At 59.8% G+C, this 25,964-nt stretch carries 22 protein-coding genes; 13 read left to right on the top strand and 9 right to left on the bottom strand.

The genetic code is table 11. From position 1 onward, the window contains the following. The 7 genes from VIL80_RS02055 to VIL80_RS02025 all read left to right on the top strand — a co-directional run. A partial coding sequence (locus VIL80_RS02055; RefSeq protein ID WP_332034498.1) for a histidine kinase occupies window positions 1-441 on the top strand: 441 nt, incomplete at its 5' end. Then, on the top strand, window positions 438-989 hold the full coding sequence (locus tag VIL80_RS02050) for a hypothetical protein (protein WP_332034497.1): 552 nt from the start codon (window positions 438-440) through the stop codon (window positions 987-989). The genes VIL80_RS02055 and VIL80_RS02050, both read left to right, overlap by 4 nt. Before the next feature lie 1,063 nt (window positions 990-2,052). Next, window positions 2,053-3,423 carry a S1C family serine protease gene (locus tag VIL80_RS02045; protein WP_332034496.1) on the top strand — a complete coding sequence of 457 codons (1,371 nt, stop codon included), beginning with the start codon at window positions 2,053-2,055 and terminating at the stop codon, window positions 3,421-3,423. Beyond that, the gene (locus tag VIL80_RS02040; RefSeq protein WP_332034495.1) at window positions 3,414-4,466 is read left to right on the top strand and encodes an FHA domain-containing protein; all 1,053 of its coding nucleotides are present in this window, start codon (window positions 3,414-3,416) and stop codon (window positions 4,464-4,466) included. The genes VIL80_RS02045 and VIL80_RS02040 overlap by 10 nt, the downstream gene beginning before the upstream one ends. A gap of 92 nt (window positions 4,467-4,558) precedes the next feature. Next, a complete protein-coding gene (hisC, locus tag VIL80_RS02035) occupies window positions 4,559-5,653 on the top strand; it encodes a histidinol-phosphate transaminase (protein ID WP_332034494.1) in 1,095 nt (364 codons plus the stop codon). A gap of 197 nt (window positions 5,654-5,850) precedes the next feature. Next, the gene (mepA, locus tag VIL80_RS02030; protein WP_332034493.1) at window positions 5,851-6,735 is read left to right on the top strand and encodes a penicillin-insensitive murein endopeptidase; all 885 of its coding nucleotides are present in this window, start codon (window positions 5,851-5,853) and stop codon (window positions 6,733-6,735) included. 21 nt (window positions 6,736-6,756) lie between these two features. After that, window positions 6,757-7,764: a D-alanine--D-alanine ligase gene (locus tag VIL80_RS02025; protein WP_332034492.1), complete on the top strand. Its 1,008-nt coding sequence runs from the start codon at window positions 6,757-6,759 to the stop codon at window positions 7,762-7,764. Between the two features lie 15 nt (window positions 7,765-7,779). Here the strand turns inward: VIL80_RS02025 and VIL80_RS02020 are convergent, their stop codons facing one another. Then, entirely contained in the window at window positions 7,780-8,367 is a 588-nt protein-coding gene (locus tag VIL80_RS02020; protein WP_332034491.1) for an HNH endonuclease, read from the bottom strand. A gap of 778 nt (window positions 8,368-9,145) precedes the next feature. Here VIL80_RS02020 and VIL80_RS02015 point away from each other — a divergent pair. The 5 genes from VIL80_RS02015 (at window position 9,146) to VIL80_RS01995 (ending at window position 16,345) form a co-directional block, all read left to right on the top strand. Next, complete coding sequence (locus tag VIL80_RS02015; protein WP_332034490.1) at window positions 9,146-10,684, top strand: PQQ-dependent sugar dehydrogenase; 1,539 nt, start codon at window positions 9,146-9,148, stop codon at window positions 10,682-10,684. 128 nt (window positions 10,685-10,812) lie between these two features. Next, window positions 10,813-11,070, top strand: coding sequence for an exodeoxyribonuclease VII small subunit (xseB, locus tag VIL80_RS02010; protein WP_332034489.1), 258 nt, complete (start codon window positions 10,813-10,815; stop codon window positions 11,068-11,070). 24 nt (window positions 11,071-11,094) lie between these two features. Next, complete coding sequence (locus VIL80_RS02005) at window positions 11,095-11,982, top strand: polyprenyl synthetase family protein (RefSeq protein ID WP_332034499.1); 888 nt, start codon at window positions 11,095-11,097, stop codon at window positions 11,980-11,982. 171 nt (window positions 11,983-12,153) lie between these two features. Further along, entirely contained in the window at window positions 12,154-14,076 is a 1,923-nt protein-coding gene (gene dxs / locus VIL80_RS02000) for a 1-deoxy-D-xylulose-5-phosphate synthase (RefSeq protein WP_332034488.1), read from the top strand. Between the two features lie 385 nt (window positions 14,077-14,461). Then, the gene (locus tag VIL80_RS01995) at window positions 14,462-16,345 is read left to right on the top strand and encodes a DUF885 domain-containing protein (protein WP_332034487.1); all 1,884 of its coding nucleotides are present in this window, start codon (window positions 14,462-14,464) and stop codon (window positions 16,343-16,345) included. Window positions 16,346-16,541: 196 nt separating this feature from the next. Here the strand turns inward: VIL80_RS01995 and rsgA are convergent, their stop codons facing one another. Beyond that, window positions 16,542-17,672: a ribosome small subunit-dependent GTPase A gene (gene rsgA, locus VIL80_RS01990; protein ID WP_332034486.1), complete on the bottom strand. Its 1,131-nt coding sequence runs from the start codon at window positions 17,670-17,672 to the stop codon at window positions 16,542-16,544. 219 nt (window positions 17,673-17,891) lie between these two features. Further along, the gene (locus VIL80_RS01985; RefSeq protein ID WP_332034485.1) at window positions 17,892-18,365 is read right to left on the bottom strand and encodes a hypothetical protein; all 474 of its coding nucleotides are present in this window, start codon (window positions 18,363-18,365) and stop codon (window positions 17,892-17,894) included. Window positions 18,366-18,538: 173 nt separating this feature from the next. On the opposite strand from VIL80_RS01985, the gene pulA reads away from it, so the two are divergent. Next, a complete protein-coding gene (gene pulA / locus VIL80_RS01980; protein ID WP_332034484.1) occupies window positions 18,539-21,943 on the top strand; it encodes a pullulanase-type alpha-1,6-glucosidase in 3,405 nt (1,134 codons plus the stop codon). A 179-nt stretch (window positions 21,944-22,122) separates the two neighbouring features. On the opposite strand, the gene ribA is transcribed toward pulA, so the two are convergent. Genes ribA through ribH form a run of 6 tightly spaced genes read right to left on the bottom strand, consistent with a single transcriptional unit; the run spans window position 22,123 to window position 25,818 of the window. Continuing rightward, window positions 22,123-22,722 carry a GTP cyclohydrolase II gene (gene ribA / locus VIL80_RS01975; protein WP_332034483.1) on the bottom strand — a complete coding sequence of 200 codons (600 nt, stop codon included), beginning with the start codon at window positions 22,720-22,722 and terminating at the stop codon, window positions 22,123-22,125. 19 nt (window positions 22,723-22,741) lie between these two features. Continuing rightward, on the bottom strand, window positions 22,742-23,386 hold the full coding sequence (locus VIL80_RS01970) for a retropepsin-like aspartic protease family protein (RefSeq protein ID WP_332034482.1): 645 nt from the start codon (window positions 23,384-23,386) through the stop codon (window positions 22,742-22,744). Window positions 23,387-23,410: 24 nt separating this feature from the next. Continuing rightward, window positions 23,411-23,893, bottom strand: coding sequence for a phosphatidylglycerophosphatase A family protein (locus tag VIL80_RS01965; protein WP_332034481.1), 483 nt, complete (start codon window positions 23,891-23,893; stop codon window positions 23,411-23,413). 21 nt (window positions 23,894-23,914) lie between these two features. After that, window positions 23,915-24,880 carry a thiamine-phosphate kinase gene (gene thiL / locus VIL80_RS01960; protein ID WP_332034480.1) on the bottom strand — a complete coding sequence of 322 codons (966 nt, stop codon included), beginning with the start codon at window positions 24,878-24,880 and terminating at the stop codon, window positions 23,915-23,917. Between the two features lie 10 nt (window positions 24,881-24,890). Beyond that, entirely contained in the window at window positions 24,891-25,331 is a 441-nt protein-coding gene (gene nusB, locus VIL80_RS01955) for a transcription antitermination factor NusB (protein WP_332034479.1), read from the bottom strand. A 16-nt stretch (window positions 25,332-25,347) separates the two neighbouring features. Then, window positions 25,348-25,818: a 6,7-dimethyl-8-ribityllumazine synthase gene (gene ribH, locus VIL80_RS01950; RefSeq protein ID WP_138235557.1), complete on the bottom strand. Its 471-nt coding sequence runs from the start codon at window positions 25,816-25,818 to the stop codon at window positions 25,348-25,350. Window positions 25,819-25,964: the final 146 nt, after the last annotated feature.

Below are 25,964 nucleotides of genomic sequence, written 5' to 3'. Positions count from 1 at the left end.
GTAATAAGCGTGCCGGCCACCTTCGACAAGGTCAGTGCGTTTGCCAACCACGAGTTGCCAGAGGAATTTACCAAGCAGTTTACCGATATAGTCATGACGCCCGAGTTTCAGGATCAGTATGGCTGGCACTACCAGGCGGCGGTGGATAATGAATTTCTGGCGAATAAGTGGTCTACAGACGTCGACAGCTTTGAGGACTATCTGGCCACCACCGATCTCTCTGAAACAGAGAAAGAACTACTTAAGCGGCGCATGGAAATGCAGGGCACCGTGGGCAACAACCAGTACTACGAGGGCAATGGCCTGACCCGGGACAAGATCGCCGGGTCCGGTAATCACTTCGGCGCGGTCGAGACGCTGAACTTCGAGCGGCAACCGGTCAACCTTCAGCAATTGGAAGAGGCCGGCGCTATTGCCTATGTCTCCAGGGGTTTTAAATGAATTGGTTCCAAAAACCGAAATACCCAATTAAAGAGCAACTACCTAGGATCGAGCACCACGAAAGACTGCCGGATGGCGCCGTGGAACTGGCAAGAACAACGGATCCGAATGAGGGTAATACGGTATTATTTGTACGGCAGGGGGATCACCTGAGTCTATTGAGGGCTGTCAGCAGGCTACGGATGGGAACGATTCCCTATTACCGGTGCTCACAAGCGGATTTCCCCCTCGGTGTATTGCCCTGGTTCGCCGACACGCTCACGGAGTTTCGCAAACCACCGGCTCAGGGCGGTCTGCACGCCGGCGCCATGACCAGCACCGACGCAGACGTGGAAGGCGAGATGCTATGCATCCAGCGTGCGATGAACGCAGGTCCCGGCGTGGGCGGTTATGCCATCGTCAATCGCTCCAGAAAGGACCGGTCAGTGCACCTAGAAGAACATTTTTCACCTCACAGAATCACCTTCGCCGACAACTTCCTCTACGAGGCCGGCTTGCTGGATCTGATCAAAGACTTGGGAGAAAAGTATCGCCGAGGTGAGCTGTAAAGTTACTGTAATAAAGCACCGGTAGCGAAACGAGAAATCGTACAGGCGCTCGGCTTCGACCCCACCGCCATTACCCGCGAACAGTTTCAGCGCGCCACGGAACTCGCTGATCTGATCTGGGAAGACCACGCCCTGCAGGTCGAGCGGCGCCGCTTCGTCAAAGACTATGTCCACGCGCGGCACGCCATCGAAATCACCGAATTCTCCAGCGCCTCGCGCCCCCCGAACAGCTCACGAGCCTTCCCAAAGAAAGGGCACATAACAAAGACGAAAAAAAACGGCAGTAAGCGAACTTACTGCCGTTACAAAAAGATGGTCCCAGCCATCTACGGTTACAACAACACTATCAAGAGCGAAATGAGGCATCCGTGCCTCTGTCAGGCCCTTCCACGATCCCGGCTTCCTAGGCTCTGTGGTTACCGGGGCGACCTGACTGTTCAGCTTGCGCTGAAGTCTTCCTGATCTGCTGCCTGCAACCGCCATTGGCTCTGCGGAAACGGGCAACTACCAATCCTTTGGCAAAAATGGTTGAAGGGCGCGGTACCGTCGCCGGTGAGGGAAGCAATTCCGTCGCTTCCCCGTTTGTTCCACCTTCCATGATGGACACCGGTAACAGGGTGTCTGCAATCCACCTTGCCGCGGCTCCTGTGACGGCCGGGCAGCGCGTTCCCTTCAACCTTGAGCGCCAATCTACGCCGAACCTTATTACAGGTCGATCACACGCCATTACACGCCATTACAGCAAACGGAAAATGCTGCCCTGGCGAGCGACAGCGGCGGAGTATTCACTCACTTTCACCGCATCGCTTTTTCTCATTACACGAAATTCCGCGGTATTCACTACACTCAACAGTCGAAAAAGTCATTTGGCGGGAGCTGCTGCCGGGTCTGTGGCTCGCTTGTTGGGCCGCGACCAATCCCGTAGTATCGGTCGTCTTTTCGACCACAATTTAATCAGCACTTGTCGCTATGTTACTGCCATGTTTTTCCGCGCAGGTTGCTGGCGCCTGAATTTTCGCTATCGCTAATACACAACGAAAAGCACCACGAAAAGCATCACAATATGTCCGACCTTTATACGCGTCTGTTTTCGCCCCTGCTGGCCATGCTGCTGTGGTGTTGCGCCGGTGCGGCGCTGGCGCAGAGCTATGAGCAGCTGTACAGCGATTACCGCGGCAGCCTGTACCAGATTCGCCTGATCGAGCGGTCCTCCAATTCCAAGGCGGGGCTGGGCTCCGGTTTCCAGATTTCCGCCGACGGCCTGGTCGCCACCAACTACCACGTGGTATCGGAAGCGGTGCACGAGCCGGACCGCTACTCCCTCAAGTATCTGTCGGTGGACGGCAAAGAGGGCGACCTCGAGTTGCTGGATGTGGACGTGATCAACGACCTGGCGATCCTGCGCCAGAAGGGCGAGGCGGGTAAGGATCACCTGCGCCTGGCGAACACGCCGCCGAGCAAGGGCGAGACCATCGTCTCCATGGGCAACCCGCTGGACCTCGGCATGACCATCGTGCCCGGCACCTACAACGGCATCGCCACCGGCAGTTTTTACGACCGTATCCATTTTTCCGGCTCGATCAATCCGGGTATGAGCGGCGGCCCGGTGATCAACCGCAACGGGGAAGTGGTGGGTATCAATGTGGCCACCGCCGGCAACCAGATCAGTTTCCTGGTGCCGGTGGACAAGCTGGCGGCGCTGCTCGAGGACTTCAAGCAGGAGATGAGCGCGGGCAACGGCGCCATCGTGCTGCAGCCGGTGATCAACCGCCAGCTGCTCAAGAACCAGCAGCGCATCATTGACCAGATACTCGGTGCCGACTGGCAGCTGCGCCCGCTGGGCGATGCGCTGGTGGTGGGTGAAATCGTGCCGGCGATCCAGTGCTGGGGCAATTCCACCGACGATGAGGACGAGCCGATCCAGCAGGTTGCCAAGGGCTGCACCGGGCAGGACGTGGTGTACCTGTCGGAGAGTTTCGATACCGGGCGCGTGGAGTACGAATTTTTCTGGCTCGAATCCAACGACAAGCTCGCACCGTCGCGCTTTTACAGTGGCTACGCGGACGAGATGAGCGGCTTCTACCCGGGCAACAGCGCCGGTGAAGACGACGTGACCAATTTCAACTGCAAGCAACAGTTCACCACCCATCCGCGCGATGGCGCTGGCGACAAGGAGCAGGATGCCGAAGCGGGCGCAGAGCCGGCGCAGAAGCCGCCGAAGGCCAACGGCAACAGCGACCCGGCCATTGCCCGCACCTCCATCTGTGTGCGCCGCTATAAGGAGTTCCCGGAACTCTACGACGTGTTTTACGTGAGCCTGACCGTAGATCAGGCCAACCGCGCGCTGGTGAGCCACTTCACCCTTTCCGGCTTCACCAAGGAGTCCGCCAGCGCCTTTACCGAGAAGTTTGTGAGCGAGATTCAATGGCACTGATTATCGAAGAAATCAATCGTGCCCACCGGGTAAGCAATCGCTACCGCTTGGACGGGGACCGCGCCACCCTGGGGCGCTGCTACGACAACGCAGTGATGCTGGAAGACCCCCACGTCGATCCGGTACACGCGGAAGTGGTGCGAGATGAAGACGGCTGCTACGTGCTGCGGGATTTAGACAGCCTGAACGGCGTGCGCCTGGTGCGCAATTTCCGCGACAAGTCCGTCAAACCGGCGACCGTCCGCGAGCACCATATCCAGTGTGGCGATGAGATCCAGCTCGGCAAGAGCCGGGTGCGTTTTATCGACACGGAAATGAGCGTGGCGCCGGCGATTCCGCTGCACTCGGCGGAAACGGTGTTCGACCGCCTGGCGACGCCGCTGGTGGCCACGGTACTGTGCCTGCTGGTGGCGGGACTCAGCCTGTGGCTCGCGTGGCTCGGCACCAGCAGCGAATTCAAGTGGACCGGTGTGGTGAAGGTGCTGACCGATGTGATCATCGGCCTGCTGGTGTACGCCGCCGCCTGGGCGTTTATCGGCAAGGTGGTGAAACACGAGGCGCACTTCCTGCCGCACCTCTCCATCGCCGCCGCCGCGGCACTGGTGTACGCCGCCTGGCAGTGGTTTGGTGGACTGCTCAATTTCAACTTCAACCTGCAGCAGATATTACCGCTGCTGAATATCCTGGTGCTGGCGGTGCTGTTGCCAGTGATGCTGTGGTGCGCGGCCTATCTGGCGCTGAATATTGCCCCCCACTGGCGCTTCCTGGGTTCGATCCTGATTCCGTGGAGCTTCCTCGGCTTCGCCGCGGCGGTTGAGATCGGCAACATGGGCGAGTTCAGCGAGTCTCCGCCGGTATCCAGGGAGCTGAAGTACAAGGGCTTCCTGTTCCGCCGGCCGGTGCCGCTGGAAGAGTTCCTCGCCGATGCGCCGGAGCTATTCGATATCCCCATCGAAGAGGACACGAAAAAGGGCAAGAAGAAGAGCGCCAAGAAACACGCTGACGAAGAAGCCGCCAGCGATGAGGAAATTCACGGCGAATAGCCATCGAAGTCTGCGCGCGCACGGCATAAAATCTCCGCCCGCTTTTGCCCCGAGAAATAAAAAGTCCGCGGCGCGCACAAGGAGTGAATGCCATGACCGAGCCCACCACAGATCAGACCCCCGACAACCCGTTCTGGAGCCCGGCGGTTGCCCGGCTCCACCCCTATGTGCCGGGGGAGCAGCCGAAAACTACCGCGCGCCTGATCAAGCTCAACACCAACGAGAGCCCCTACCCGCCCTCGCCCAAGGCCCAGGCCGTGTTGCAGGACCCGGAACTGCCGAGCCGCCTGCGCCTCTATCCGGACCCGGAATCCACCGAGCTGCGCGAGACCATCGCCGCGCAGTTTGACCTGCAAGCGGAGCAGGTGTTTGTGGGCAACGGCTCCGACGAGGTGCTGGCGCACGCGTTCTACAGTTTCTTCCAGCGCCCGGAGCCGCTGCTGTTCCCGGATATCACCTACAGCTTTTACCCGGTGTATTGCGAGCTGTACGGTATCGAGGCGCGCACCCTGCCGCTGCGGGAGGATTTTTCCATCGCGGTTGCGGACTATGCGATCGACGGTGCCGGCGGTGTGATCCTCCCCAACCCGAACGCCCCCACAGGACGCTACCTGCCACTGGCGGAAATCGAGCAGCTGCTGCAGCTGCACCCCGAACGGGTGGTGGTGATCGACGAGGCCTACATCGATTTCGGTGGCGACAGCGCGGTTGCGCTGATCGACCGCTACCCGAACCTGCTGGTGGTGCACACCCTGTCGAAGTCCCACGCGCTGGCGGGGCTGCGTGTGGGTTACGCGCTGGGTCAGGCACACCTGATCGAGGGCCTGAACCGGGCGAAGAACTCCTTCAACTCCTACCCGATCGACGGTATCGCGCAAAAGGTGGCAACCGCCGCCATCGCGGATCGCACCTGGCTTGTGGATAACTGCGCCAAAGTCATCGCCACCCGCGAGCACACCTGTGCACAACTGAGTGAACTGGGCTTCGAGATCATCCCCTCCACCGCCAATTTCATCTTCGCCAAACCGCCGAAAATTTCAGCCGAGGATTTGTTCCTGGCCCTGCGCGAGCGCAATATCATCGTGCGCTATTTCAACAAGCCGCGGATTAGTGAGTACTTGCGCATCAGCATCGGTACCGATGAGGAAATGGCGGCTTTGGTGGCAGCCTGCCGCGAGGTTTTGTAGGTTTTTCGCGAAAGCTTGGGTGGGCGTGTCTCGCAAGGGAGCGCCGCCCAGCCAAGCCACCACCCAACTCGCCAGCTGCAAACCACCCAACGATCCAGCCAAAAGCCACCGAAGCGGACCATTCCACAGAACCGACGCAGGGAACTTCTATAATTCTTCGGGCACAAAAAACTAAACCGACACCACTGCAGTAAATTATGTCGATCTCCACCCGATTCCTGTTCCAGACCATATTCAGTGCACTGCTACTCAGTGCGGCCATCCCCACCCTGGCGAAAAATCCCTGGGAGGCGGCGCGAACGCCCACCAACCAACTACCCGAGAGTATTGGCGGCTACAGCAACGGCTGCCTCAGCGGCGCCGAGGAAATGCCGGTGCGCGGCGAGGGTTTCCAGCTTGTGCGCACCGGACGCAACCGCCACTACGGCAATCCCTACCTGGTGGAATTCCTCAAGGACTTTTCCAACGCCGTGGAAGAAAAAGATCTCGGCCGCCTGCAGATCGGCGATATGTCCATGGCCCGCGGCGGACCCTTCAGCAGTGGCCACGCGAGCCACCAAATGGGTCTCGACGCGGATATCTGGTTCTCCCAGGACGAGCGCGCCGCCGAACGCCCGCTGACCCCGTGGGAGCGGGACAACATCTCTGCCGTTCCCATTGCCGATGAGCGCAGACATATGCTGCTGGAAAAAAACTGGGACCAGCGCATCCCCGGCATTCTGCGCATCGCCTCGGAAGATCCCCGTGTCGCGCGTATTTTTGTGCACCCGACCATCAAGCAGAAAATGTGCGATATTGCAGGCAGCGACAATGAATGGCTGCGCAAAGTGCGCCCCTGGTGGGGACACAACTATCATTTCCATGTGCGCCTGAACTGTCCGCCGGAAGACAAAAGCTGTGTGCCCCAGCCCAAGGTGAGCGGCAAGCCCTGCGAGGGCGGGCTCGATTGGTGGTTTAGCGACGACTTTTACGCCATCCTGAATGGCACTGCGCCGGTGAAGCCGAAACCGGAGAAGCCGCCGAAGAAGCCGGATATGCCCGCGCAGTGCGCGCAGGTACTCACCGCACCGGCGGCGCCATAGCAATTGATTGATGAGAACCCGATGACTCATAACCACAACAACATCCAGGTGCTGCTGATCTGTGGCGGTGGCGGCAGCGAGCACGATGTCTCCCTGCGCACCGCGGATTTCATCCAGCGCGAACTGGCGCGTGCGCCGGACATCCATCTCACCCGCGTCACCATGAACGAAAACGGCCAGCTGCTGGACAGCGATGGCATGGTGCGCGAGCTGCGCTCGGACAAGCTGCTCTACAGTGCCAGTGGCAGCGCGCAGACGGTGGATTATGTGATCCCCTCAATTCACGGCTACCCCGGTGAAACCGGCGACCTGCAGTCGCAACTGGAAATCCTCGGCCTGCCCTATTACGGCTGTGGCTCCGAGGCGAGCAAGATCTGCTTCAATAAGATCACCACCAAGCTGTGGCTCACCGCGCTCGGCATCGACAATACGCCCTACCAGTTCCTGTGCGCCAACACCGCCGAGGAAACCGCCAAGGCCAAAGACGCACTGCAACTGTGGGGCTCAGTATTCGTGAAGGCATCCAACCAGGGATCGTCTGTGGGCTGCTACAAGGTCAGCGACGAGGAGTCACTGGAGCAGGCGCTGCACGATGCCTTCCGGCTCTCCCCCTATGTGCTGGTGGAAAAGTGCCTGAAGGTGCGTGAGCTGGAAGTGGCGGCCTATACGTATGAGGGGGAGCTGGTGATTACCGCGCCCGGTGAAGTCTGTGCGCCCGCGGATACATTCTACAGTTACGAGGAAAAATACGCCGAGGGCAGCCGCGCGCTCACCCACGTGGTGGCGGAAGGCTTGTCCGATGGCCAGCTGGGCTGGATTCACGAGGCGGCAAAGCGCGCGTTTATCGGCCTGCAGCTGGAAGACCTGTCGCGCATCGATTTCTTCCTCACCGATGACGGGGAAATCTACCTGAACGAGGTGAATACGTTCCCGGGCATGACCTCCATCTCCATGTTCCCGAAAATGTTGCAGAACAACGGGCACGACTTCTGCACCTACCTCACCGCGCTGATCCGAGCCGCGGTCTGACGGAACCCGCGGGTATCAACCCGCGATCGGCAGTCCGTCCACCAACCATCCCTCCTGTCGCGGCCGGGAAAACTGGCCGCGCAGAAACTCCATCTGGTCGCCGCGAATCCGCACACTGTTGATCAGCGCCAGGTACTCGGCGGCGTTGGGCACGAATGGCAGCGCCAGCAGTTCCATATCCAGGTCCTGCAGCAAGCGGTTGCCCTTGTGCTGGTTGCAGCGCCGACAGGCGGTCACCACGTTCTCCCAGACATCGCGCCCACCTTTGGATACCGGCTGCACGTGATCCCGGGTCAGGTCGCGCAGCGGAAACCAGCTGCCACAGTAGAGGCAGGTGTGTTCATCCCGTGCAAACAGCGCGCGGTTGGTGAGCGGAGGCCGCGCGCGCGGACGCGCCATGCGTTCACCGCCACAGGCGATGATGGCGGCGAGATCCAGCCGAGAGCGCTCACCCTGGCGGTTGATTCCACCATGCACGGTCTGCACCACGCCACCCAGGGTCCAGGTAACCAGGTCCCGCACATACAGGCAGGCGGCCTCTTCCCAGCTCACCCACTCCAGCGGCTGCCCGGCGAGATTCAATCTCAGGATCTGTGCTTGCATATGTTCACCTCCGAAATTGGCTTACCCCCAAAGCACCAGAGCCCCGCGGGAATTCCAGCGGGGCTCTGGTGGCGATGCAGGGAAAGGGATTGGAACAGGGAGAAGTATTGAGACAGAAAATCTGGTCGGGATGTCTGGGAAAATGCGGCGGCGCAGGAGCGGTGTGGCGAAATCTGGAGGCGACGAAGGCTCGACCACCAGTGATGCCACGGTGGCAGCGATAAGAATGGGTAGAGCAATAACTTACTGAATGCTTCATCCTCCGCGGCCACAATAATCGGACCGTCTTGTGCTGATTAAAGCGGAGGTTTGTTACGATTTCCAGACAGCAGACGAAATCCAGTGCTGATCTTTTGAAAAGACCGACTATTTCGTTTGTACTGACAGGGGAAATTGAAGATAAGAAGTGCGGGCAATGATATTTCAAAGGCCCAAAATGAAAACACCGCTTGAGCAATCCAGCCCAAGCGGTGCGTCTCACAGGATGGTGCCCAAGTCCCTTCAGGCTGGCAGCGCGGTCTCCAATCCTTGGTGACCTGTCCTTGCCGCCGGTGCAATCCGTTCTCCGTCCTTGCAATTACATTATGGTCGCTGGAGAAAATTCGGGTAGTGGGAAAATGCTGAAGTTGTTGTAAGAGATGTCTTACAAACGAGTGACTGGCGTCACACTTTTCGTAGGCGGGATTTGAGGGAGCTGGTGGCGCGTATCGCAACTGGTACTGCTGTGCGACATTTAGCGGCCAACTATAGTTACTTTTGTTACGAGATCAAGACGATCGTGAGACCCACGTCGAAAAACGCGCTAACTTTTTATCGCCTGGTGGCAATAGCCGCCATTGGCATCATTTTGCTGGTGGCCGCCGTTGCTACCGGCCTGATACCGGGGATCAACGTGCCCTGGGGCCAATTGCTGGGTGCGAGGACCGATGAAGCAACAGTGGAGCGCCAGTTGCAGCTGGCACCGGGATACCGGCTGGACCTCTACAGCGAGGAGACGCCCAACGCGCGTTTTCTCGCCGTGACCCGCAATGGCGATCTGCTGGTATCCCAGCCCAAACTCGGCCGGGTTAGCCTGCTGCTGGCGGACCGCAACGGCGACGGCAAAGCCGACGGCCAGCGCGTGCTGATCGACGGCCTGCAGCGGCCGCACGGGCTGGCACTGCATGAGGACTGGCTGTATATCGCCGAGAGCAATGGCGTCGGCCGCGCGCTCTTCGACCACTCCGATGGCCGCATTGCCAGCCGTTACCAGAAGATCGTCACCGATCTCGGGGATAGCGGTAACCACTGGACCAAGACCATCGGCATGGGCCCGGATGGCTGGATGTACCTGTCCAGCGGTTCCACCTGCAATGTGTGTGAAGAGGAAGACCCGCGTCGCGCCACTATCATGCGTTTCCGTCCGGACGGCAGCCATTTCGAAATTTACGCCACCGGCCTGCGCAACAGCGTGGGGTTCGACTGGTCCCCCAAGGACGGTGCGCTCTACGCCACCGACAACGGCCGCGACTGGCTGGGTAACGACTTTCCGCCCTGCGAGCTGAACCGCATCCAGCAGGACGGTTTTTACGGCTGGCCCTATGCCAATGGCAACCGCGTGCCGGACCCGGATTTCGGCGAGGGGAAAAGCCCGGAGATCCAGCAGAAAATTGCCGCGTCGATTCCCCCGGCATTCGAATTCCGCGCCCATAATGCGCCGCTGGGAATGCGCTTTCTGCGCAGTTCGGAACAACCTGACGCGTATCGCGACATTGCACTGGTGGCGCTGCACGGTTCCTGGAACCGGGATGTGAAGGACGGCTACAAGGTGGTGGCACTGCACTGGGACGAGCGCGGCAAGATCCACGCGGAAGATTTCATGTGGGGTTTTCTGGCGGAGGATAAAAACACGGTGTACGGCCGCCCGGTGGATATTGCCGAGGATGCGCGCGGGAATATTTACGTCTCCGATGACTACGCGGGTGCGGTGTACCGGATTCAGCCGGGCGCGGCGAATGCCAACGAGGCGGGCGTCCCCGCCGGCAAACGCCCGCCCATCAGCGCGCCGAAAAAGCCCCTCGCCATCGACGGCGACGCCGCCCGCCAGGGCGCGCAGATTTTCGAGCGCCGCAACTGTATTCGCTGCCACCAGCAGATCCCGCTGCAAAACCTGAGCCGCAAGTACACCCTGAAGCAGCTGGCGGATTACTTCGATACGCCGACGCCACCGATGCCCAACTACGGTTTCAGCAACAGCCAGAAACGGGCGCTGGCGCATTATTTGATGGAACAGGAGATTCAGGGGGCCGGGCGCCAGCTGCAGAATTATTTGCCCTGACACCAAGTTACCGCCGGGGGACCCAGTGGTCCCCCGGCGCGCCAATTGACCCTCCCCCGCGCAGCCGCTAAGGTTGCCCGCAATTGCATACCCTTGCTATTTATCGAGACTATTTTCGGGACTAGGTCATGGCCGCCAAAAAGAAAACCGCTTCGTTCGAGAGCGCACTGGAAGAACTGGAACAGCTGGTGGAACGCCTGGAAAGTGGCGACCTGCCGCTGGATGAGGCGCTGGCGGATTTCGAGCGCGGGGTGAAGCTCACCCGCGAGTGCCAGCAGAAGCTGGCGAGCGCCGAGCAGAAGGTGAAGGTGCTGATGGAGGAAGGCGGCCAGGTGCGGGAACTGCCCTTCGACGCGGAAGACGATTTCTCCGGAGATGCGGAGTAAGTGAGCACTTCCACCCCCGTTGCGATGCCGGTAAAGCTCAAGGCCTTCCTGCAGTCTTCCGGCCTGCAGGTTGAGCAGACCCTGAAGGCCGCACTGGCGGACCATTCCGCTGCCGACACTTTATTTGCCGCCATGAACTACGCCGCGCTCGGCCCCGGCAAACGCCTGCGCCCGGCGCTGGTGTACGCCGCGGCCCAGGCCCTGGGCGGTGCAGCGGCGGCCAACCAGAGCCACCAGGCGGCGGCGGCGCTGGAATGTGTACATGCCTATTCCCTGGTGCACGACGACCTGCCGGCGATGGACGACGACGACCTCCGCCGCGGCCGCCCCACCTGTCATATCCAGTTCGATGAAGCCACCGCGATACTCGCCGGTGACGCGCTGCAGTGCCAGGCCTTCGAGCTTCTCGCCGATGCACCGCTCTCCGCAGAACTGCGCATCCGCCTGGTGACCGAACTGGCGCACGCCTCCGGTGCCCGCGGCATGGTAGCGGGTCAGGCCATCGACCTGGCCGCGGTGGACCAGTCCCTCACGCTCGAGCAACTGAAGCAGATGCACCGTCTCAAAACCGGCGCGCTGATCTGTGCCAGCGCGCGCATGGGCGCACTGATCGGCGGCGCCGATACCGCCCAGCTCGACGCCGTCACCCGCTACGCCGCGGCCATCGGCCTGGCCTTCCAGGTGCAGGACGACATCCTCGATGTGACCGCGGATACCGAGACCCTGGGCAAAACCCAGGGCGCCGACGCCGCGCGCAACAAACCCACTTACGTCTCCCTGCTCGGCCTCGACGGCGCCCGCGCCAATGCGGACGAACTGCACCGGGAAGCCAGCGACGCCCTGGTGCAACTGGGCGGCAACACCGCCATCCTGCAGCAGCTGGCGGACTATATCGTCCACCGGGATCACTGAGCCCAACAACTACGCCCCCCGTACGTTGGCCCCACAGGATGCAATCTCGCGCCTGTGGGCATACAATCCCCATCCATTATCAGTTGCAATTGATACTTTGGGCTCAGTGCCGCTTGCCATCCCCAAGCCGCACAGGAAAACGGGCCCAAACGCCCGAATTCAGGACCCTAGATGTTCGACCAGATACCCCGCCAGCGCCCGTATACACCGCTCCTCGACCAGATCGACGATCCGGCCCAACTGCGCGCCCTGTCGGAAAAACAACTGCCCCAGCTGGCCACCGAACTGCGCGAATACCTGTTGTACTGCGTGGGCCAGACCGGCGGCCACTTTGGCGCCGGCCTCGGCGTCGTCGAGCTGACCATCGCCCTACACTACATCTACAACACCCCGGAAGACCGCCTGGTCTGGGATGTGGGCCACCAGACCTACCCGCACAAAATCCTCACCGGCCGCCGCGAGCAGATGCTCAGCATGCGCCAGCAGGGCGGCCTCTCCGGCTTCCCCAAGCGCAGTGAAAGCCCCTACGACACTTTCGGCGTCGGCCATTCCAGCACCTCCATCAGTGCCGCCCTCGGCATGGCGCTGGGTTCGCCGGATGAGCGCAAGGTAGTGGCGGTGATCGGTGACGGTGCAATGACCGCGGGCATGGCCTTCGAGGCACTGAACCATGCGGCGCACACCGGCAAAGACATGCTGGTGGTGCTGAACGACAACCGCATGTCGATCTCCAAGAACGTGGGCGGCCTCGCCACCTACTTCGCCCGCATTCTCGCCAGCAAGACCTACCTGAACATGCGCGAGGGCAGCCGCAAGGTGCTGTCGGTGATTCCCAAGGCGTGGCAACTGGCGCGGCGCGCGGAAGAGCACGTGAAGGGCATGATTACCCCGGGCACCCTGTTCGAGGAGCTGGGCTTCAACTACGTGGGTCCGCTGGACGGCCACAACATGCAGGATCTGGTGCACACCCTGCGCAACCTGCGCAACCAGCGCGGTCCGCAGCTGCTGCACATCGTAACCACCAAGGGCAAGGGCTTCGGCCCCGCGGAAGCGGACCCGGTGGGCTACCACGCACTGAACAAGCTGGAGCCGGAACCCAAGGTCCAGGTCGCGGTGCCGGAAACCAAGAAGAAAGGGCCGAAGTACCAGGATATTTTCGGCCAGTGGCTGTGCGACACCGCGGAGCTGGACGACAAGCTTGTCGCCATCACCCCCGCCATGTGCGAGGGCTCGGGCATGGTGGACTTCGCCGAGCGCTTCCCGGAGCGCTACCACGATGTGGCGATCGCCGAGCAGCACGCTGTCACCCTCGGTGCGGGTCTCGCCTGCGAGGGCCAGAAGCCGGTGGTGGCGATCTACTCCACCTTCCTGCAGCGCGGCTACGACCAGATGGTGCACGATGTGGCGATCCAGGACCTGGACGTGACCTTCGCCATCGACCGCGCCGGTCTCGTCGGCGAAGACGGCCCCACCCACGCGGGCAGTTTCGACCTCACGTTTATGCGCTGCCTGCCCAACCTGGTGATCGCCGCGCCCAGCGACGAGAACGAGTGCCGCCAGCTGCTCTACACCGCCTACCAGCACCCCGGCCCTGCCGCGGTGCGCTACCCCCGCGGCACCGGCCCGGGTGTGGAAATTGAAAACACCATGAGCGAGCTGCCGATTGGCAAGGCGCGCGTGATTCAGGAAGGATCCAATGTGGCCATCCTGAGCTTTGGCACCTTGCTGGCTTCCGCCCGTGAAGTGGCCGACAAGCTCGGTGCGACGCTGGTGGATATGCGCTGGGTAAAACCGCTGGATGAAGAGCTGATCGACCGTCTGGCCGACAGCCACAACCTGCTGGTGACACTGGAAGAAAATACCATTGCCGGCGGCGCTGGCAGCGCTGTTGCAGAGTATCTGAACCGCCGTGTAACGCCGGTACCGCTGCTGCAACTGGGTCTGCCGGACAAGATCATCGAGCACGGCAAGCATCAGAAATTGCTGGAAGAAATTGGCCTGGATGCCAAAGGCATCGAAGAACAGATTCGCAAGCGAATCAATGCCATGGCCAATAACAATAACGGCTTCAACGGCCAAGCCGCCGCGATCTAATTACGGATCTGCTACGAAGTTAAAGGCTTAAAGCGAAGGCCGGGTGCCGGGGGCGGGTTTTCAGGATCGTCGCCAACAGGATGTTTGCGCCGAAGTGCCCAGGGATGGGTTCACAGCGGTCCTGAAAACCCGCCCCCGGTGCCCGACCGCCACCGCGCTCTGAATAGGGCCCCACAACGAGGCTCCGAAAAAATTTGAGGCGGCAGATCACAGGGTGGTGCATTTGGAAACCGCTGTGAATACATCCCTGTAAGCTCCGTCGCAAACATCCCTGTTTGCGACGGTTTCCAAATGCACCACCCTGTGCTCTGCCTTAACTTCCGAGTTAAGCGCCTCGAAAATAAATAACAATTCGTCAATAAAACAAACAGAGACAGGAAGTACGATGTTCTATTCCAATTCTTTTAAAAAAATCCTGAACTCTAAATTCATTGGTTTGTCCGCAGCCATCATGGCGGCGAGCGTCAATGTCCAGGCAATGGACCAAAAAGCCTTTGAAAAGGATCTGAATGCGATCCCCAAAAAAGGCGCCAGTGAAAAGCTTCAGGCCCTGCAGGACCTCCGCTACCGCTGGATCATGGAGAGTTATCCGGAAACCGGTACTTACCAGGGCTATCCCGGCGTAGAACAGTTGTGGACAGATCAGTCCACCAGAGGGATAGAGCAGCGCAAGGGACAGACACGGGAACTGTTGGCTGCCAGCCGCCACATCGACGAAGACAAGTTGGCGGATAACGAAAAGCTCGACTACCAGCTGCTCTACCAGGACTTGCTAATGCAGGTCAGGGGCTACCAGTTTCCCGAGCACCTGATGCCGGTGAGCCATATGAGCGGCATCCAGAACAGTGTTCCCGGGGTGCTAAATACCATGCCCAAGCGCAACCCGGCAGATTACGAAAATATTCTCGCGCGTTTGGAAAAGCTGCCGCAGTTGATTGAGCAGACGCAAATTTTGATGGAAAAGGGGCTGAAGCAAAAACTGACCCCGCCACAGATCACCCTGCGCGAACTGCCCGGCCAGATCCGCGCGCTGATTCCCGCCGATCCGCAACAGAGCCCGCTGCTCAAGGCATTCAACGAAATGCCTGCAAGCATTCCCGCTACGCTACAGAACCGCCTGCGTTCACGCGCGCAGAATATTTACCAGAAATCCCTGGTAACAAGCTGGCAGGCATTTGCGGAGTTCGTGGAGCGGGAATATATCCCCAACGCAAATACCGAAACCGCGTTCACCAAGAACGACGATGGTGTCCGCTGGTACGCATACAAGGTGCGCGAGGAAACCACCACCGAGTTGAGCCCGGAAGAAATTCACCGTATCGGCCTTGAGGAAGTGCGGCGTATTCGCGGTGAAATGGAAGCGATCATCAAGAAAACGGGCTTTGCCGGTGGCTTCAAGGAATTTACCGAATTCCTGCGCAGTGATCCGCGCTTCTTTTACCAGAGCAAAGAGGAGTTGCTGAAAAACTACCGTGATATTGCCAAGCGTATCGACGGTGAGCTGCCGGCGCTGTTCGGCACCCTGCCACGCCTGCCCTATGGGGTGAAGCCGATTCCTGCGTATTCAGAAAAATCCCAGACCACGGCCTATTACATGCCAGGCTCGATGGAGGCGGGACGCGCGGGGGTTTTCTTTGCCAACACTTACGATCTGAACAGCCGACCGACCTGGGAGATGGAGGCGCTGACGGTGCACGAGGCAATGCCGGGCCACCACCTGCAGATTGCGCTGGCACAGGAGCAGAAAGATATTCACCGCCTGCGTCGTACCAAGATGTACACCGGTTTCGTGGAGGGCTGGGGACTGTACTCGGAGAGCCTGGGTTACGATCTCGGTCTATATAAGGACCCCTACAACGAGTTTGGTGCGCTGACTTACGATATGTGGCGCGCGGTGCGCTTGGTGGTGGATACCGGCATGCATCAGCTGGGCTGGAGCCGGGATGAGGCGATTGCGTATTTTATGGAGAACAGCCCGAAGCCTGAGCACGATGTTGTGGTGGAGGTTGACCGTTATCTGGTATGGCCGGGCCAGGCGCTGGCTTACAAGGTGGGGCAGTTGAAGATCAAGGAGATCCGCGCGCGGGCGGAGAAGGCACTGGGGAATAATTTCGATATTCGCCGTTTCCACGATGCACTGCTGGGTGCTGGTGCGCTGCCGTTGAATGTACTGGAAAAACGGATGAATGCCTGGATTGAGTCTCAGGGCGGAGAGATTAGCGTCACGACACCGGTAAGTGATTCTGCGGGTCAGGCGGCGCTGAACTAAATTTTGGTGGTTTTGAGGCTGGTCCGGTGGCGGCAAGGCACCGGGTATGGGTTTTCAGAACCGCTATGAATACATCCCTGTAAGCTGCGTCGGCGACGTCCCTGTCGCCGACGCTTCTGAAAACCCATACCCGCCACCTTGCCTTCACTTCAAACGACTTTACTTCGTCAGCGAAAAAAGTAGCGATTGTAGAAAATCAATCTCCCCCACTTTTTCTTGAACGCGCATGTCCTCCCACGGTGCGCACTAACTGACTGAACGCCCGCTCTTCCGCACGGGTTTCCGCCAGGGTGCGGCTATTCCTTTTTACTTCGCGCTCCAGTTTGCGCCAGTTGTGTACGCGACGCTCGTCCAGCTCGTTGGAATCCATCGCCGCGCGCACGGCGCAGCCCGGCTCCGTCTGGTGAGCGCAGTCGGCGAAGCGGCACTTGGCGGCGAGTTCGCTGATGTCGGCAAAGGCAGCAGCGAGTCCTTCACTGACGTCCGCCAGTCCGAGTTCACGCATACCGGGGCTGTCCAGTAACAACCCGCCCTCGGGGATTGCGTACAGGGCGCGGTGGCGGGTGGTGTGGCGGCCTTTGCTGTCGTCTTCACGGATTCCGGCAGTGGCGGCAACTTCGCTGCCGGCAAGGCTGTTCAGCAGGGTGGATTTGCCAACGCCTGAGGAGCCGAGCAGCGCGAGGGTTTCGCCACTGCGGCAATAGTCGCGCAGAGGCTCCACACTTGCGCGGTCCAGCGCATTCACCAGTACCACCGGAAGGTCGCGATAGTTTTTCAAAGCCTCGCGGTACTGCTCATGCGCGTCGCTCTGGTCGGCCTTGGTGACCACCACACAGGCCCGGCAGCCGGCCTCTTTGACCAGTGCCTGGTAGCGCTCGATACGGGAGAGGTTGAAGTCGTGGTTGCAGGAGGTGACGATCAGCACGTTATCGATGTTCGCGGCAATCAGCTGCACCTGCTTCGCGCCCGGCGCCATGCGCCGGAACAGGCTGCTGCGTTCCAAACGACGTGCGGGTTTGCGGCTATCGCGCTCCAGCAGCAGCCAGTCGCCCACCGTGGGCTTTTCCTCGGCGTCTTCAAACAGCGGGCCGTTGACCAGCACCACCTCATCTCCGCGCTCACCGGACACTTCCAACTGACCGCGATGTACCGCCATCACCCGCACCGGTTCGCAATCGGTCAGCTCGTCCAGCGACAACTGCTGCTGGAAGAACGGCTTCCAGCCCAGAACGCGCAATGGCGATAGGGCGCCGGCGGCCTTTTCCTGTCCACCAGTGGAGGCACCGCGCCGGATTACCGGGCGGCGTGATATCAGGGATTTACTCAAGGTTCTAAACCCTCAAAAGTGCCCTACGCACCTCATTGCGCAGGCACATATGATTCAAGCCTCAGACACATAGTCTGGGCACTGTTGGATGGGGTTTCCAATGGGATGGGAAACCCGACAAAAGAACATTGCCGGGCGAGTGGCGATTTAGTCGCGGCTGGCCCGGCGGGGCTTGGATACAATCATCAACAATCCTCCGCTGGTGGAATTTCGCGCAATTTAGCAGGCCTTAGATATCACCGCAACACTGCATAAGGTTTCGTTCGAAGTGGTGAAGGTATGCAGAAAGCGCAGTGCGGGGGCAAAGGTTTTGAAACTGTCGCAAACGGGGATGTTTGCGACAGAGCGTACAGGGATGTATTTAAGGGGGGCGCCTAGCTCGGTTTCAAAACCTTTGCCCCCGTACTGTGCTACCACCGAACCAGCTTCAACGGCCCCAAGACTTTCATAAGGCTCAAAAACAAAAGCCGGCATAAAGCCGGCCTTGATATCGGATCGCTGCTGGTGCATCACCTTTCTCGACCTGCAGTTTTCAGATGGGATGAGTATAGACACACTTTCTGATCCCGCCATTCCGTCAATGACTGTTTTTTGCCCTTCCCTGGCAAAGCGCGGGATCAGCGTCTTGCTCCAGTACAGGATGGCGTTGATCGATTTCTCCCAGGTGACACTTTCATGAAGGCTTTGTGACAACGCAAACCGCTCGCAGTCACCTGTTTCATCCAGACAGCAACCCCCGGCCTGGCGCCTAAATCCTTCATCCTCCCCCGGGGAGGAGGCAGGCTGCGTCCAACTTCCGTTCAATGGAAGCGGGCAGGCGATGCCCCGCAGACACAAATAACAAAAATCGAAACAGAGAGAATCCCATGCACGCGACCCGTACCGCGCATCCCCGCGCCGCCGGCCTGCTCCTGACGGCCAGCCTGTTGTCCCAGGCCATCCTGCACGCCAATCTCGCCATCGCATCCGATACCCCCAATCCCGTGAGCGTCGGCATCCCCGGCAATTTACAAATGGCACTGGGCTGCCCCGGAGACTGGCAACCCGAATGCGCTGTCACCCAGCTCAGCTACGACGCCGCCGACGACAAATGGCTGGGAATCTTCAGCGTGCCCGCCGGCAACTGGGAATACAAAGCCGCCCTGAACGGCAGCTGGGATGAGAACTACGGCGCAAACGGCTACCGCAATGGCGGCAATATCGGATTGCAGCTGGCTGAAAGCACCGAGGTAAAGTTCTACTACGACCATGAAAGCCACTGGATCACCAGCAGCGCCAACAGCACCATCGCTACCGTGGCGGGCAATTTCCAGAGTGAGCTCGGTTGCCCCGGTGACTGGCAGCCGGACTGTTTACGCAGCTGGATGCAGGACAGCGATGGCGACGGGATCTACACCTTCCTGACGTCAGGTATTCCCGCCGGCAACTATGAATTCAAAGTCGCACTGAACGAAGGCTGGAGCGAGAGCTACGGCAATAACGGCGGCAACATTGCATTTAACGTATCCAAAGATGGCGACGAAATTTATTTCGCCTTCGACGCCAACAGCAAACAGGTGGTCATCAGCACCAATGGCATTCCCCGCGGCGATCTCACCCAGGAAAAGGCCCACTGGCTCGACGCTACGCATTTTGCCTGGAATATCAGCCCCGCCGATGGCGACCAGGTAAAACTGCTCTACAGTGCCGAGGGCAATTTGCAGATCACCCCGGACGGCATCGATGCCGACGCCAGTTATCCGCTAAACCCGGGCAGCTTACCGGCAGACACCCAGCATAAATTCCCGCATCTCAATGGCCAAAGCGCATTCGCGCTCGCTGCGGCCATTGATCCGGCAACATTGATCACCGGCCAGGTGGCGCTTGCACTTTACGACAGTGAGGGACGGCTTAAGGATGCCACCGGCATCCAGCTCGCCGGCCTGCTCGACGACGGCTTCTATTACAGTGGAAAGCTGGGTGCGAGTGTCGGCGACAACGCGGTGGACTTCGCCCTCTGGGCACCCACTGCGCGCTCGGTAAAACTGCACCTGTTCAACAACCCCCAGTCCAGCGCCGCGGATATGGTGGTGGAAATGACACAGCAGGATGGCGCCTGGCAGGCACAGGTCGGCAAGGAGTGGGACCGCGCCTACTACCTGTATGAAGTGGAAGTCTTCTCGTATTTCTCCGACAAGATCGAAACCAACCTGGTTACCGACCCCTACTCCTTGGGCCTCTCCATCAACAGCGGCAAGAGCCAGGTTATTAACCTGGATGATCGCGACCTGCAGCCGTCGGGCTGGCGCCACCTGCGCAAACCGAAGCTCAAGAATCCCGAAGACATTTCCGTGTATGAACTGCATGTGCGGGATTTTTCCATCGCGGATGAGACCGTCCCACAAAGCGAGCGTGGCACCTTCAAAGCCTTCACCGAAAAAAATAGCGATGGCATGCGCCACCTGAAAAAGCTGGCGAAGGCAGGTATGACCCACATCCACCTGCTGCCCGCTTTCGACTTTGCCACGGTGAACGAAGACAAAGCTCAACAGCAACAGGCTGGCGATCTCTCGATGTACGCCGCAGATAGCAGCGAACAGCAGGAAGCGGTCAATGCCACCCGTGACAGCGATGGCTTTAACTGGGGTTACGACCCGCTGCACTTCACCGTACCGGAAGGCAGCTACGCCACCGACGCCAATGGCACTGCCCGTATCCGCGAATTCCGCGAAATGGTGCAGAGCCTCTCCCGCAGCGGCCTGCGCGTGGTGATGGATGTGGTCTACAACCACACCAGTTCCTATGGCCAGTACCAGAACTCCGTGCTGGACAAGATCGTTCCCGGCTATTACCAACGCCGCAATAACGAGGGCGGAGTGGAGATGAGCAGCTGCTGCGCCAACACCGCCAGCGAACACCGCATGATGGAAAAACTCATGCTGGACTCCATGGAAGTGTGGGCAAAAGACTACAAGGTGGACGGCTTCCGCTTCGACCTGATGGGCCACCACAGCCTCGACAACCTGCTCAAAACCCGCGCCATGCTCGACGCACTGACACCGCGCAATGCCGGCGTGGATGGCCGCGATATTTATCTCTATGGCGAGGGCTGGAACTTCGGCGAAGTCGCCAATGACGCGCGCTTCCCACAGGCGCGTCAGGGCAATATGGCCGGCACCGGCGTCGGTACCTTCAATGACCGCCTGCGCGACAGCGTACGCGGCGGCAATCCGTTTGGCGGTTTTGAGGAGCAGGGTTTCGGCAACGGTCTGTTCACCGACAGTAACGGCAAGTTCTGGGGTGACGAGCGCCAGACCCTGCTGACACTGGCGGACAAGGTGCGTGTGTCCCTGGCTGGTAACCTGAAGCACTACAGCTTCACCGATTCCTTCGGCAACACCACCACCGGCGAACAGCTGGTCTACAACGGCCAGCCCACCGGTTACACCGCCGACCCGCAGGAATCCATCAACTACATCGCCGCCCACGACAACGAAACCCTGTTCGACGGCATCCAGATCAAGGCCAACAGCACCGCCACCATTGAAGACCGCGCGCGTATACAGGCCTTCAGCAACTCGCTGGTCCTGTTCGCACAGGGCATCCCGTTCATTCACGCCGGCCAGGACATCCTGCGTTCCAAATCCATGGACCGCGACAGCTACAACTCCGGTGACTGGTTCAACGCCATGGATTTCTCACTGGAAACCGGTAACTGGGGCAAAGGCCTGCCCATTGCGGATAAAAATCAGGACAGCTGGTGGATCATGCAGCCACTGCTCGCCAACCCCGCCCTCGCCCCGCAGAAGTCCCACCGCGAACAGACCGCCGCGGTATTCCGCGAACAACTGGCCATCCGCAACAGCTCCCCGTTGTTCCGCCTGACCACCGCTGAGCAAATCCAGGATCACCTGAGTTTCCTCAACACCGGCCCGGAGCAGGTGCCGGGGCTGATTGCGATGCAGCTGCAGGACCTGACCGGTGACATCGACCGTCGCTACCAGCGCATCGTTGTGCTGTTCAACGGCGACAAAGAAACTGTCACCTTCTCGAGCGAAGCCCTCGCCGGCGCCAAGCTGAAACTGCACCCGCTGCAACGCAACTCGGCAGATTCGGTACTTCAAAACGCTGGGTTCGAGAGCGATGCAGGAACTTTCACCCTGCCGGGAAGAAGCACAGCAGTATTTGTTGAAACCCGGGACGAAATGAAAACTGAGAGTTTGAAGGGGAAGAGAGAAGAAGCGGTATCACACTTCCTGAAGCGCCTTAAGAACTTTTTCTCAAGGTTCTAAAGAAGTCAAAAGGTCAAAGCGAAGAGCCTGCTGCCGGGGGCTTTATGCGAAACCTTCCGCGAGAGGGACCTCGCGGAAGAGCCCCCATGGATGGGTTCACGGCGTGTTTCGCATAAAGCCACCGGGAGTGGGCTCGCCCCCGAACCCATTAGAACGGGAAGCTCAAAAGCTCAGAAAAATCATTTTTCCTCGTCATCGAAGAGGTGGCCAAGTTTTCCTTTCTTGGTAGAGAGGTAATTCAGGTTGTGGGGATTGCGACCGGACTGGTGCGGCAAACGCTCGGTGACTTCGATCCCCAGATCCTGCAACGCTTTTACCTTGCGCGGGTTATTCGTCATCAGGCGAATCGACTTGATACCCAGATGTTCAATCATCGGCTTCAGGATCGAGTAATCCCGCATATCCGCACCAAAGCCCAACTGCTCATTGGCCTCCACCGTATCCGCACCCGCATCCTGAAGATGGTAGGCGCGGATCTTGTTCAGCAGCCCGATACCGCGACCCTCCTGGCGCAGATAGAAAATTGCCCCACGGCCCTCGGTAGCGATCCGGTGCAGCGCATACTGCAGCTGCGCGCCGCAATCGCAGCGCAGGGAAAACAGCGCATCCCCCGTCAGACACTCAGAGTGAATCCGGGCCAGTACCGGCTCATCCGTATCCAGATCGCCCATCGACAGGACGACATGTTCCTTGCCCGTTTCCACTTCCTCGAAACCGTGCATTTTGAACATGCCCCAGGAAGTCGGCAGCTTGGAGGATTCCACATAGCGAATGGTCAAACCGATACCTCGTATTCCATCAATCGCGCGCGCGCAGCAACAACAGACCATCCTGTTGCTGCATATCCACGCGGCTCAAAAAACTGTTACCCAGCAGGGTCACCTGCGGAAAATCATTGCCCAGCACCGTCGCCTCCACATTGTGCACCGTGATGCCGCCAATGGTGACGCTGCTCAGTTGCAGCCGGTAAGCCCGCGCCATACCACTCGCGGTAGACACCGTCATCGGTTGCGCGCGCGCCAGGTCCAGGCCGAGACTTTTGGCAGTGGGATAGTTGAACGCGATACTGGTCGCGCCCGTATCCACCATCACATTCACCCGGTGGCCGTTAATCCACGCCGTGGTGTTGTAGTGGCCGCGACTGTCCGGGTTCAAGCGGACTTCCGCCCGGTCCACGGTGGCGTAACTCGCCGCCACCGGTGACGCCAGGGTTAATTTCTGTTCGCGCCCCTGAATCTGCACCAATGCATAATCGCTGGTGACCGACAGCAGCTTCACGCCCTCCGGGGAGCTTTTGCCGGACTTCAACAGCCGCTGCCGGCCGTCGATTTCGAACATGGCACTGGTGCCGAAAATGGCCTGCAGGCGCACCTGCTGCGCGACAACCAACTGCGGCAATGCCAACAGGGTCAATAAGGCGAGCATTGTGCGCAGTGTTGTCATGGCCATGGTCCCGGGCGTCCTGCCTTAAAAATGGCTGATCAGATAGGCCGTGCCCTGTAACACCAGCGCGGCATAGATGCCCGCAAGTATATCGTCGAGCATGATTCCGAGACCACCGTGCACCTTGCGGTCGGCCCAACCGATGGGCTGGGGTTTGGCGATATCGAAAATCCGGAACAGTACAAAGCCGTACAGCGCCCACAGCCAGCCCGCCGGTGCCATGAACATGGTGATCCAGTAGCCGACAAATTCATCCCACACGATACCGCCGTGGTCGTGCACACCCAGCTTGTTCGAGGCGGCCCCGCACAGATAGCAGCCGAGGACAAAGGTGACAACAATCACCGCAAAGTACGCCAGTGGCGACAGGAATTGCAGGCCGTACCACAGGGGCACCGCGGCAAGGGTGCCAAAGGTACCCGGGGCCTTCTTGGCGAGGCCGGATCCAAAACCGAATGCCAGAAACAGCACTGGGCTGCGGATCAGTTGGGAAAATGTCGGGGTCATATTGTTCTCGTTCTCCGCCGTTCAGAAGTGCCGGTAACCGGTGCCGCGCGGCTGCCAGGGTTCACCATTGAGCAGGCAGCGCACACCCCGCTCTGCGGTCATGCGGCCAATCGCGGTCAGCGGCAGCTGCAGACCGGCGACTGCATCCAAATGTTTTTCCGGGACGGTAAAACACAGCTGGTAATCGTCGCCGCCGGTGAGCGCGGTCTCCAGTGCATCTTCACCTTTTATTTCTGCGACCAGTTCGGCCAGAGGTAGCTTTTCCAGATACAGTTCGGCACCGAGCCCGCTGCCGCTGCAGATATGCCCGATATCGCCGAGCAGGCCGTCGGAAATATCCAGTGCGGCACTGGCGTACCCGCCGATAGCACGGGCGACGCCGAACTGGGGCTCGGGAAAATAATAGGCGGCATCGGCCAGCGCCTGTTGCCGCTCGCGGCCGCTCATCTGCCCGAGCACCAAGGGCAGCGCCGCGGCGGCCGCGCCGAGCTGGTTGGAAACGAACACGATATCGCCAGCACCGGCGCCGTCCCGTCGCAGGGGCTTGTCGCAGGCACCGGTAACCTGAATGGTGATCGACAGCGGGCCCTTGGTGGTGTCACCACCCACCAGGGTAATGCCATAGCGACGCGCTGTTTCTGCGAGTCCGCGCGCGAATGGTTCCAGCCAGGTATCACTGCTTTCCGGTAGGGTAAGCGCCAGGGTAAACCACAGGGGTTCGGCATTCATGGCGGCGAGGTCGGAGAGATTCACCCGCAGCGCGCGGCTGGCGATGCGGTAGGGGTCGGCGCCCTCGGGAAAATGCACACCCGCCACCAGCGTATCCACACTGGTGGCGAGCATTTTGCCGGCGGGCGGAATCAGCAGGGCGCAATCGTCGCCGATACCGAGTTCCACACCAGTACCCTGTGAAGTGCTTTCTGCGTTTGGCTGAAAGCGGGAGGTGAAGTATTCCCGAATCAGTTCAAATTCACCGGGCCCGGCCATGGCGAAGGTGTCAGCCTTTATCGGCTTTGACTTCGACGCTGCGCTCTTTGGCCGCAACCTTGTCGAGGATGCCGTTGATAAATTTGAAGGCGTCGGTGGGGCCGAATTTCTTCGCCAGGGCGACGGATTCGTTGATCACGACCTTGTAGGGTACGTCGATACGGCTCTTCAGTTCGTAGGTGGACATACGCAGCAGGGCGCGGGACACCGGGTCCAGCTCTTCAACACTGCGGTCGAGGAACTGGGCATAGGTACCTTCGACGTCGTCGAGGTTTTTCGCCACGCCGTGGAGCAGCTCACGGAAGTAGGCCACGTCGGTTTTGCTCATATCGTTGTCGGTATGAAACTCGGCTTCGATGGCATTGAGGCTGGCGCCGGCCATTTGCCACTGGTACAGCGCCTGCATGGCGTAGTGGCGGGCCTTGCGGCGGGCGGATGCGGTTACGGTCATTTCAGTCGTTTCTCAGTCAGATTTTGCCCAGCAGGGAAACCATTTCCAGGGCGGTTTCCGCGGCTTCGCAGCCTTTGTTGCCGGCTTTGGTGCCGGAGCGTTCGATGGCCTGTTCGATGGAGTCTACGGTCAGTACGCCGAAGGTCACAGGGATGCCGGTGTTCATGGATACCTGGGCGAGGCCTTTGGTGCATTCGCCGGCAACGTATTCAAAGTGCGGGGTGCCTCCGCGGATCACGGCGCCGAGGGCGATCACTGCGTCGAATTTTTTGGTTTCGGCAATTTTCTGCGCGGCCAGCGGGAATTCGAACGCACCGGGGGCGTAGTAGATGGTGATGTCTTCGTCTTTGATACCTTTGCGACGCAGGGTATCCAGCGCGCCGTCTTTCAGGCTCTCTACGACAAAGCTGTTCCAGCGGCTCACCAGCAGCGCGAACTTACCGGTGCAACCTACGAAATCCCCTTCGATGACTTTGATATTGCTCATGATCTTTTCTTCCGTTTTCTAATTTTTCCCCACTGCCAGATACGGGTGCTTCGTAGCCGATGCGGTGGCGGTGGCGCACCGGGGCGAGCTTTTCAGGACCGCTGTGAATACATCCCTGTACGCTCCGTCGGCAACATCCCTGTTGC

This window comes from Microbulbifer sp. (assembly GCF_036563125.1).
Taxonomy (GTDB): Bacteria; Pseudomonadota; Gammaproteobacteria; order Pseudomonadales; family Cellvibrionaceae; genus Microbulbifer.
Note: the sequence above shows the minus strand (reverse complement) of the source record. Positions and strands in the feature narration are given on the sequence as shown.

Excerpts from the sequence above, each read along its gene's own strand:
- dxs (WP_332034488.1), top strand. The coding sequence starts at position 12,154 with ATGTTCGACCAGATACCCCGCCAGCGCCCGTATACACCGCTCCTCGAC.
- VIL80_RS01970 (WP_332034482.1), bottom strand. The coding sequence starts at position 23,386 with ATGACAACACTGCGCACAATGCTCGCCTTATTGACCCTGTTGGCATTG.
- VIL80_RS02005 (WP_332034499.1), top strand. The coding sequence starts at position 11,095 with ATGCCGGTAAAGCTCAAGGCCTTCCTGCAGTCTTCCGGCCTGCAGGTT.
- VIL80_RS02045 (WP_332034496.1), top strand. The coding sequence starts at position 2,053 with ATGTCCGACCTTTATACGCGTCTGTTTTCGCCCCTGCTGGCCATGCTG.
- ribH (WP_138235557.1), bottom strand. The coding sequence starts at position 25,818 with ATGAGCAATATCAAAGTCATCGAAGGGGATTTCGTAGGTTGCACCGGT.
- VIL80_RS02025 (WP_332034492.1), top strand. The coding sequence starts at position 6,757 with ATGACTCATAACCACAACAACATCCAGGTGCTGCTGATCTGTGGCGGT.
- xseB (WP_332034489.1), top strand. The coding sequence starts at position 10,813 with ATGGCCGCCAAAAAGAAAACCGCTTCGTTCGAGAGCGCACTGGAAGAA.
- VIL80_RS01995 (WP_332034487.1), top strand. The coding sequence starts at position 14,462 with ATGTTCTATTCCAATTCTTTTAAAAAAATCCTGAACTCTAAATTCATT.
- VIL80_RS02020 (WP_332034491.1), bottom strand. The coding sequence starts at position 8,367 with ATGCAAGCACAGATCCTGAGATTGAATCTCGCCGGGCAGCCGCTGGAG.
- VIL80_RS02050 (WP_332034497.1), top strand. The coding sequence starts at position 438 with ATGAATTGGTTCCAAAAACCGAAATACCCAATTAAAGAGCAACTACCT.
- VIL80_RS02040 (WP_332034495.1), top strand. The coding sequence starts at position 3,414 with ATGGCACTGATTATCGAAGAAATCAATCGTGCCCACCGGGTAAGCAAT.
- pulA (WP_332034484.1), top strand. The coding sequence starts at position 18,539 with ATGCACGCGACCCGTACCGCGCATCCCCGCGCCGCCGGCCTGCTCCTG.
- mepA (WP_332034493.1), top strand. The coding sequence starts at position 5,851 with ATGTCGATCTCCACCCGATTCCTGTTCCAGACCATATTCAGTGCACTG.
- nusB (WP_332034479.1), bottom strand. The coding sequence starts at position 25,331 with ATGACCGTAACCGCATCCGCCCGCCGCAAGGCCCGCCACTACGCCATG.
- VIL80_RS01965 (WP_332034481.1), bottom strand. The coding sequence starts at position 23,893 with ATGACCCCGACATTTTCCCAACTGATCCGCAGCCCAGTGCTGTTTCTG.
- thiL (WP_332034480.1), bottom strand. The coding sequence starts at position 24,880 with ATGGCCGGGCCCGGTGAATTTGAACTGATTCGGGAATACTTCACCTCC.
- hisC (WP_332034494.1), top strand. The coding sequence starts at position 4,559 with ATGACCGAGCCCACCACAGATCAGACCCCCGACAACCCGTTCTGGAGC.